Annotated in this window: 5 protein-coding genes and 1 tRNA gene; all 6 read right to left on the bottom strand. The window is 65.2% G+C overall.

Going from position 1 to position 9,087, the window contains the following annotated elements:
• Positions 1–2,224: endopeptidase La (gene lon, locus H0W38_RS09890; RefSeq protein WP_292453393.1), on the bottom strand; the 2,224-nt coding region annotated here is incomplete at its 3' end.
• A 124-nt stretch (positions 2,225–2,348) separates the two neighbouring features.
• The gene (clpX, locus tag H0W38_RS09895) at positions 2,349–3,623 is read right to left on the bottom strand and encodes an ATP-dependent Clp protease ATP-binding subunit ClpX (protein ID WP_292453395.1); all 1,275 of its coding nucleotides are present in this window, start codon (positions 3,621–3,623) and stop codon (positions 2,349–2,351) included.
• A gap of 98 nt (positions 3,624–3,721) precedes the next feature.
• Positions 3,722–4,339 (bottom strand): ATP-dependent Clp endopeptidase proteolytic subunit ClpP, encoded by a 618-nt coding sequence (gene clpP, locus H0W38_RS09900; protein WP_292446234.1) that lies wholly within the window; start codon positions 4,337–4,339, stop codon positions 3,722–3,724.
• 191 nt (positions 4,340–4,530) lie between these two features.
• Positions 4,531–5,835, bottom strand: coding sequence for a trigger factor (tig, locus tag H0W38_RS09905; protein ID WP_292453397.1), 1,305 nt, complete (start codon positions 5,833–5,835; stop codon positions 4,531–4,533).
• Positions 5,836–5,876: 41 nt separating this feature from the next.
• A tRNA-Leu gene (locus tag H0W38_RS09910) sits at positions 5,877–5,963 on the bottom strand.
• Between the two features lie 110 nt (positions 5,964–6,073).
• Positions 6,074–9,087 (bottom strand): efflux RND transporter permease subunit (locus H0W38_RS09915; protein WP_292453399.1); only part of this gene is annotated, 3,014 nt, incomplete at its 5' end.

The following is a 9,087-nucleotide window of genomic DNA, read 5'->3' on the forward strand; positions in this document are numbered from 1 at the left end:
TCTCTTCCGGGATCATCACGGTCTTGATGCCACCCCGGTGAGCCGCCAGCAGCTTTTCCTTCAATCCGCCGATCGCCGTGATTTCGCCGCGCAGCGTGATCTCGCCCGTCATCGCGACGCCGGCACGCACCGGTATGCCGGTCAAGGCCGAAACGAAGGCCGTCGCCATCGCCGCACCCGCGCTCGGGCCGTCCTTGGGTGTGGCGCCGTCGGGCACGTGGATGTGGATGTCGCGCTTCTCGAACAGCTCGTCCTTGATGCCCAGGCGGCGAGCGCGTGAGCGCACCACCGAGCGTGCGGCCTCGACCGACTCCTTCATCACGTCGCCCAAAGATCCGGTGCGAATGATGTTGCCCTTGCCCGGCATCACCGCGGCCTCGATGGTCAGGAGGTCGCCCCCCACCTCGGTCCACGCCAGCCCGACCACCTGCCCGACCTGATCGTCCTTCTCCGCCATGCCGTAGTCATAGCGGCGCACGCCGAGAAAATCGTTGAGGTTGTCTTCGGTCACCACGACCCGGCTCTCGTACTTCTTGAGCGAGATGCCCTTGACCACCTTGCGGCAGATCTTCGAGATCTCGCGTTCGAGCGAGCGCACGCCGGCCTCGCGCGTGTAGTAGCGAATGATGCCGCGCAGCGCGCTCTCGGTGACCTCGAGTTCCTCTTCCTTCACGCCGTTGTTCTTCTGCTGCTTGGGCAGCAGGTACTTCTGCGCGATGTTGAGTTTCTCGTCCTCGGTGTAGCCGGCGAGGCGGATCACTTCCATCCGGTCGAGCAGCGCCGGCGGAATATTGATCGTGTTGGACGTGGCGATGAACATCACGTCCGACAGGTCGAAATCGAGCTCGATGTAGTGGTCGCTGAAGGTGTGGTTCTGCTCGGGATCGAGCACTTCCAGCAGCGCCGACGACGGGTCGCCGCGGAAGTCCATGCCGAGCTTGTCGATCTCGTCGAGCAGGAACAACGGGTTGCGCGTGCCGACCTTGGCGAGGCTCTGCAGCACCTTGCCAGGCATCGAGCCGATGTAGGTGCGGCGGTGGCCGCGGATCTCGGCCTCGTCGCGCACGCCGCCCAGCGCCATGCGCACGAACTTGCGGCCGGTGGCGCGCGCCACGCTCTGGCCGAGCGAGGTCTTCCCCACGCCGGGCGGGCCCACGAGGCACAGGATCGGCGCCTTGACCTTGTCCACGCGTGTCTGCACCGCGAGGTACTCGAGTATGCGGTCCTTGACCTTCTCCAGGCCGTAGTGATCTTCGTTGAGCACGTCCTCGGCACCGACGAGGTCGTGCTTGATCTTGGTCTTCTTGGCCCAGGGCAGGTTGACGAGCGTGTCGATGTAGTTGCGCACCACCGTCGCTTCGGCCGACATCGGCGACATGAGCTTCAGCTTCTTGAGCTCGGCGTCGGCCTTCTTGCGCGCCTCCTTGGGCATCTTGGCGGCGATGATCTTCTTCTCGAGGTCCTCGAGGTCGGCGCCCTCCTCGCCCTCGCCGAGTTCCTTCTGGATCGCCTTGACCTGCTCGTTGAGGTAGTACTCGCGCTGGCTCTTCTCCATCTGGCGCTTGACGCGGCCGCGGATGCGCTTTTCCACCTGCAGGATGTCGACCTCGTGCTCGAGTTGCTCGAGAAGCTTTTCGAGCCGGGCGTTCACCGAGAAAAGATCAAGCACTTCCTGCTTGCTCTCGAGCTTGAGCGGCAGGTGCGCCGCGATGGTGTCGGCCAGGCGGCCGGCGTCGTCGATGCCGGCGATCGAAGTCAGGATCTCGGGCGGAATCTTCTTGTTGAGCTTGACGTATTGGTCGAACTGCTGAGTCACCGCACGGCGCAGCGCCTCGACCTCGGGGCTCGCCCCCTGCTCGGGCGGCACCGGCACCACGTCGGCGGTGAAGAACTCGCCGCTGTCGTCGATGCTGGTGGTGTTGGCGCGCTGCATGCCTTCGACCAGCACCTTCACGGTGCCGTCGGGCAGCTTGAGCATCTGCAGGATGCTGGAGACGCAGCCGACCTCGAACATGTCTTCTGGCTTGGGCTCGTCCTTGCCGGCAGCCTTCTGGGCAACAAGCATGATTTGCCGGCCGGCTTCCATCGCCGCTTCCAGCGCCTTGATGGATTTGGGCCGGCCGACGAACAGCGGAATGACCATGTGGGGGAACACGACCACGTCGCGCAGCGGCAGCAGCGGCAGGGTGATCGATTCGGCGGGAAGAACCGGGTGTCCGGACATGGGGAGCCTCTCTTTCTCAGGCCCACATGGAGCCCGAGCGTGGGATTGCAAGGATGGCTGTGAGACCGGCGTGGCAGGGGCCGCGCCGGCAGCCTGTCGAAAAGCAGAGAGGGAAAAAAGGCGTTTAGGCGCTGGCCTTGGCCTGTTCGCGGTACACCAGCAGCGGCTTGGCCTGGTCGTCGATCGTGTGTTCGTCGAGCACCACCTTGGCCACACCGCTCATCGTTGGCAGCTCGAACATCGTGTCCATCAAGGACTGCTCCATGATCGAGCGCAGGCCGCGCGCGCCGGTCTTGCGTGCCAGCGCCTTTTTGGCGATGGCCAGCAGCGCGGAGGGCCGGATCTCGAGATCGACGCCGTCCATGGCGAACAGCTTGGCGTACTGTTTGACCAGCGCGTTCTTCGGCTCGGTGAGGATCTGCACCATCGCGTCCTCGGTCAACTCGCCGAGCGTCGCCACCACCGGCAGGCGGCCGACCAGCTCGGGGATGAGCCCAAACTTGATCAGGTCCTCAGGCTCGACCTCGCGGAACACCTCGCTGACCTTGCGCTCGGTCTTGCTCTTCACGCTGGCGCCGAAGCCAATACCCGACTTCTCGGAGCGGTTCTGGATCACCTTCTCGAGTCCGTCGAAGGCGCCGCCGCAGATGAACAGAATGTTGGTGGTGTCGATCTGCAGGAAATCCTGGTTCGGGTGCTTGCGCCCGCCCTGCGGCGGCACGCTGGCCATCGTTCCCTCGACCAGCTTGAGCAGCGCCTGCTGCACGCCTTCGCCCGACACGTCGCGCGTGATCGAGGGGTTGTCGGCCTTGCGCGAGATCTTGTCGATCTCATCGATATAGACGATGCCGCGCTGCGCCCGCTCGACCTCGTAGTTGCAGTTCTGCAGCAGCTTCTGGATGATGTTCTCGACGTCCTCGCCCACGTAGCCGGCTTCGGTGAGGGTGGTGGCATCGGCGATCACGAAAGGCACGTTAAGCAGCCGCGCCAGGGTCTGCGCGAGCAGGGTCTTGCCGGAGCCGGTCGGGCCGATGAGCAGGATGTTGCTCTTGGCGAGCTCGACCTCTTCTTTCTTGCCCACCGCGGCCATATGCTTGAGCCGCTTGTAATGGTTGTAGACGGCAACCGCCAGCGTGCGCTTGGCCGGCTCCTGGCCGATCACGTACTGGTCGAGGCTGGCCTTGATTTCGCCCGGCACGGGCAGGTCGCTCTTCGCCGCCTTCGCGTCGGTCCCTTCGGCGGGCACCTCGTCGCGGATGATGTCGTTGCACAGCTCGATGCATTCATCGCAGATGAACACCGAGGGACCGGCGATGAGTTTCTTTACCTCGTGCTGGCTCTTGCCGCAGAACGAGCAGTACAAAACCTTTTCGCTGGAGGAGCCTTTTTTCTCGGGCATGGGACGGGGCCGTCAGGGGAGTCGGAATGATGATAAGGCAAACAAAAACGGGGCCTTCGCACTCGAAAAGGCCCCGTTGCCCACCTAGTTAACGCTTGTCAGCCGGCTGAAGCGCGCTTGTCGATCACCTGGTCGATCAAACCGTAGTCCTTGGCCTCGGGCGAGGACATGAAATAGTCGCGTTCTGAGTCCAGGCGAATCTTCTCCAGGGGCTGCCCGGTGCGCTCGGCGAGGATCTTGTTGAGCGCCTCGCGCAGCTTCAGGATTTCGCGCGCCTGGATCTCGATGTCGGTGGCCTGGCCTTGGGCACCGCCCGAAGGCTGGTGGATCATCACGCGCGAGTTGGGCAGCGCGAAGCGCTTGCCCTTGGCACCGGCTGCGAGCAGGAAGGCGCCCATGCTGGCCGCGATGCCCATGCACAGCGTGGAGACATCCGGCTTGATGAACTGCATGGTGTCGAAGATCGACAGACCCGCGCTCACCGAGCCGCCCGGCGAATTGATGTACAGCGAAATGTCCTTGTCGGGGTTTTCGCTTTCGAGGAACAGCAGCTGGGCAACGACGAGGTTGGCGGTCTGGTCGTTGACCGGGCCGACCAGGAAGATCACCCGCTCGCGCAGCAGGCGCGAGTAGATGTCGTAAGCACGCTCGCCGCGGCCCGATTGTTCGATGACGATGGGCACCATGCCCAGGCTTTGTGTGTCCAGCGCGCTCATGGCACTCCTAGAAATTCATTGGCTGTTAGATGTGGACTGATTATGGTGCGTCAAGAGTGGCGCACGGCGCAGCGCGAAGGCGCCTGCTTCGGGGCACCGCGCCTGGGGAGAGGCGCTCACGGCCGCATTCCGGCTCGCGGGTGCCTTGGCTATCGCAACGGCTGCCGCGTCCGGCGGCAGCGGCGAGACCGTCAGGCCATCAACTCGTCGAACGCGACCTTCTTGTCCTCGACCTTGGCCTGCTCGAGCACGTAGGTGGTGACGTTGTTTTCGATCACCACGGCCTCCACCTCCGCCAGCCGCTGGTTGTCGCCGAAGTACCAGCGCATGACCTCTTCGGGCTTCTCGTAGCTCTGCGCCATCTCCTCGATGTGCGCCTTGATCTGCTCCGGAGTCGCCTGCAGCTTGTTGCTGCGCACCAGTTCCGCCACGACGAGGCCGAGCCGCACGCGCTTTTGGCCCTGCTCCTGGAACAGCTCGGTCGGGATCGGCGCACTGTCGGCGTCCTTGATGCCCCGCTGTTTCAGGTCCGCGCGGGCATTGGCGACCAGCCGCTCCACCTCGTTGTCGACCAGCGCCTTGGGCAGGTCGAGCTCCGAAGCCTTCACCAGCGCATCCATCACCGCTCCCTTGTTGCGGGCGATGACGCGAAACTTGACCTCGCGTTCGAGGTTCTTCTTGATGTCGCCGCGCAGGCCTTCCACGCTGGCGTCGGCGATGCCGAGCGACTTGGCGAAGGCATAGTCGACCTCCGGAAGGTTCTGGGCTTCGATCTTCTTCAGCGTTACCAGGAAGTCGGCCTCCTTGCCGGCGACGTCCTTGCCCTGGTAGTCGTCGGGAAACTGCAGCGGGAAGGTTTTCGACTCGCCGCTCTTCATGCCGCGCACGGCCTTCTCGAAGGCCTCGAGCATGCGGCCTTCGCCGAGGATGAACTGGAAGTCGGTGGCCTTGCCGCCGTCGAAGGGCACGCCGTCGATCTTGCCTTCGAAGTCGATCGTCACGCGGTCGTCGTCGACGGCGCCCTCGCCTGCCGGGCGCTGCTGGAAGGTGCGGCGCTGCTTGCGCAGGATGGCGAGCGTCTTGTCGATGGCCGCCTCGGTCACCTCGGTGGAGACGCGCTCGATCTCGGCGGCGGACAGGTCCCCGATCCTGACCTCCGGATAGACCTCGAAGGTCGCGTCGAAAGCCAGCTCTCCTTCGGAGGCGCCGTCCTTCTCACTGATGCGCGGGCGGCCGGCCACGCGCAACTGCGCCTCGCCCGCTGCCTTGCTGAAGGCCTCGCCGACCTTGTCGTTCATGACCTCGTACTGCACCGAGGAGCCGTAGCGCTGTGCCACCACGCTCATCGGCACCTTGCCCGGCCGAAAGCCATCGGCCTTGACGGTCTTGGAAAGGCGCTTCAGGCGCGACTCGATCTCGTTCCTGAGCGTGTCGGCCGACAGCGTCAGGGTGATGCGGCGTTCGAGTTTTTCGAGGGTTTCGACGGTGACAGCCATGGTGCTTGCTCTTAAGAAACTGAACGGGTTGTTGTTGCGTGTGGTGCGCGGGGCGGGACTCGAACCCGCACACCCTTGCAGGCGTCAGGACCTAAACCTGGTGCGTCTACCAATTTCGCCACCCGCGCTGGAACGATCAGAAAACCCGCCGGCCTTCTGTGGCGATCCGGTGAGCCGGCGATTTTAGCTACAGCTCACATCGCGTCACGGCGGGAGCTTGCGCGCAAGCGCAGGCGCTTCAACCGGCTGCCACGGAAGGAGCCTCCTGCTCGGGCCGCTTCACGCGAAACCACGCGGCGTACATGGCAGGCAGCGCGAGCAGGGTCAGCGCCGTAGCGACGATCAGGCCGCCCATGATGGCGACGGCCATCGGCCCCCAGAACACGCTGCGCGAGAGCGGGATCATCGCCAGCACGGCCGCCGCCGCGGTCAGCACGATCGGCCGGAAGCGCCGCACGGCGGATTCCACGATCGCCGTCCATGTGGGCACGCCACTCGCGCGGTCCTGTTCGATCTGGTCGATGAGGATCACCGAGTTGCGCATGATCATGCCGATGAGCGCGATGACGCCGAGCAGCGCCACGAAGCCGAACGGCTGGCCGAACAGGATCAGCGCACCGGCCACGCCGGCGATGCCGAGCGGGCCCGTCAGAAACACCAGGATCGCGCGACTCACGCTGTGCAATTGCAGCATCAGCAGGGTGAACATGATGAAGAGCATCAGCGGCGCACCGGCGGCGATCGAGCCCTGGCCCTTGCTGCTCTCCTCCACGGCGCCGGCGACCTCGATCGTGTAGCCGGGCGGCATGCGCCGGGCGAGCTCTTGCAGCTCCGGCCAGACCTGCTCGGTGACCGTCGCGCCCTGCAGACCCTCGACCACGTCGCCCTGGACCGTGACCGCGTACTGTCGACCTTCGCGCCACAACACGCCCGGCTCCCAGTCGAAGGCCACTTCGGCGATCTGGGTCAGCGGAATGTTGCGGCCGCTGGCCGTGGGCACGTACGCGTTGCCGATGTCGGTGATGGCGTCGCGCTCGGCCAGCGGCTGGCGCAGCACGATGTCGATCAGGCGGTCGCCCTCGCGGTACTGGCCGACGGTCGTGCCGGAAACGAGGGTGCGCGAAGCCTGCGCAATGGCCTGGCTGGTCACGCCGAGGGCGCGGGCCTTGTCCTGGTCCATGTCCAGCCGCAGCACCTTGACCGACTCGTTCCAGTTGTCGTTGACGCCGCGCATGTTCGGGTTGGCGCTCAGGATCGCCTTGGCCTGGTCGGCCCATTGCCGTACGGCGTCGGCGTCTTCGCCGATCACGCGAAACTGCACCGGGTAGGGCACCGGCGGCCCGTTGGGCAGCAGCTTGACCCGCCCGCGCACTTCCGGAAACTCGGCGGCGAGCAGCGCCGGCAAGCGCTTGCGCAGCGACTCCCGTACCGCCAGGCTCTCGGGCAGCACGATGGCCTGCGTGATGTTGGTCTGCGGGAACAACTGGTCAAGCGGCAGATAGAAGCGCGGCACGCCGGAGCCGACCCAACTCGTCACCGACTCGATTCCCGGCTCCTCGAGCATCCGGGCCTCGAAGCGCTTGGCGACCGCCTCGGTCGCCTCGAACGACGAGCCCTCGGGCAGCCAGAGATCGACCATGATCTCCGGCCGGCTCGAATCGGGGAAGAACTGCTGCTGCACGCTGCCCATGCCGACGATGCCGAGCACGAAGCTCAGCACGGTCGCGCCGATGGTGAGCCAGCGGTGTTCCACGCACCAGTTCACGAGCCCGCGAAAGCGCGTGTAGAACGGCGTGTCGAACAGCTCGTGCGGCTCGTCGGGGTTGGCGCGTGGTTTCACCTTGAGCAGCAGGGTTCCCAGGTAAGGGACGAAGTACACCGAGACGAACCACGAAATCAGCAGCGCCGCAGTGGTGACCGCGAAGATCGCGAACGTGTATTCGCCCACGGTGGACTGCGCCAGGCCGATCGGCAGGAAGCCGGCCGCGGTGATCAGCGTGCCGGTCAGCATGGGCATGGCGGTGATTTCGTAGGCGAAGGTCGCCGCGCGCGCCTTGTCGTAGCCCTCCTCCATCTTGCGCACCATCATCTCCACCGAAATGATGGCGTCGTCGACCAGCAGGCCCAGCGCGATGATCAGCGCGCCCAGCGAAATCTTGTGCAGGCCCACGCCCCAGTAGTACATCGTCACGAAGGTGATCGCCAGCACCAGCGGGATGGTGATCGCCACCACAAGGCCCGGCCGCATGTCGATGCGCAAGGGCCGCGTGTGCAGGCCCAGCGCGATGAAGCTCACCGCCAGCACCACGGCGATCGCCTCGAACAGCACCTTCACGAACTCGCCCACCGAGCGCGACACCGCCGCAGGCTGATCCTGGATGCGGCTCAACTCAACGCCCACCGGGAACTCGGCCTGGATCTCGCTGGCCGCACTGTCGAGGTTCTCGCCCAGCGCGATGATGTCGCCGCCTTCGGCCATCGACACGCCCAGCGCGATCACCGGCTTGCCCTGGTGGCGCACCTTCACGCTCGGCGGGTCGATGTAGGCGCGCTGGATCGTCGCGATGTCGCCCAGCCGCAAGCTGCTGGCCGCGCCGCTGGTCTCGTTGACGGCGCGGATCGGAAAGCTGCGCAACTCATCGACGGAATTGAACTGGCCGCCGATGCGCACCTGCAAGGTCTGGCCGGCCGCCGTCAACACACCCGCGCCCTCGACCGCGTTCTGTGCGGTGAGTTGCGCCAGCACGGCATTCAGGTCCAGGCCGAGCTGGGCCAAGCGTTGCTGGGAAATTTCGACGAAGATTTTTTCGGCCTGCACGCCGAACAGTTCGACCTTGGCCACGTCGGGCACGCGCAGCAGCCGCGAGCGCAAGGTCTCGGCGTACTGGCGCAGTTCTTCGTCGGTGAAGCCATCGGCCGCCAGCGCGTAGATCGAGCCGTAGACGTCGCCGAATTCGTCGTTGAAGAACGGGCCCTGCACGCCGAGCGGCAGGGTGCCGCGGATGTCACCGATCTTCTTGCGTGTCTGGTACCAGACGTTGGCCACTTCAGCAGGCGGCGCGTCGTCGCGGATCTGGAAGATGGTCAGCGACTCGCCCGGCTTGGTGTAGCTGCGGATGACGTCGGAGTAGGGCACCTCCTGCAGCGTGCGCTCGATCTTGTCGGTGACCTGCTCGGCCACCTGCACGGCGGTGGCGCCCGGCCAGAAGACCTGGATCACCATGATCCGAAAGGTGAAGGGCGGGTCCTCGT

The organism is Methylibium sp. (assembly GCF_013817365.1).
GTDB lineage: Bacteria > Pseudomonadota > Gammaproteobacteria > Burkholderiales > Burkholderiaceae_C > Methylibium.

Bases quoted from the DNA above. Each gene is read 5' to 3' on its own strand.
- clpX (WP_292453395.1), bottom strand. From the start codon at position 3,623: ATGCCCGAGAAAAAAGGCTCCTCCAGCGAAAAGGTTTTGTACTGCTCG.
- clpP (WP_292446234.1), bottom strand. From the start codon at position 4,339: ATGAGCGCGCTGGACACACAAAGCCTGGGCATGGTGCCCATCGTCATC.
- tig (WP_292453397.1), bottom strand. From the start codon at position 5,835: ATGGCTGTCACCGTCGAAACCCTCGAAAAACTCGAACGCCGCATCACC.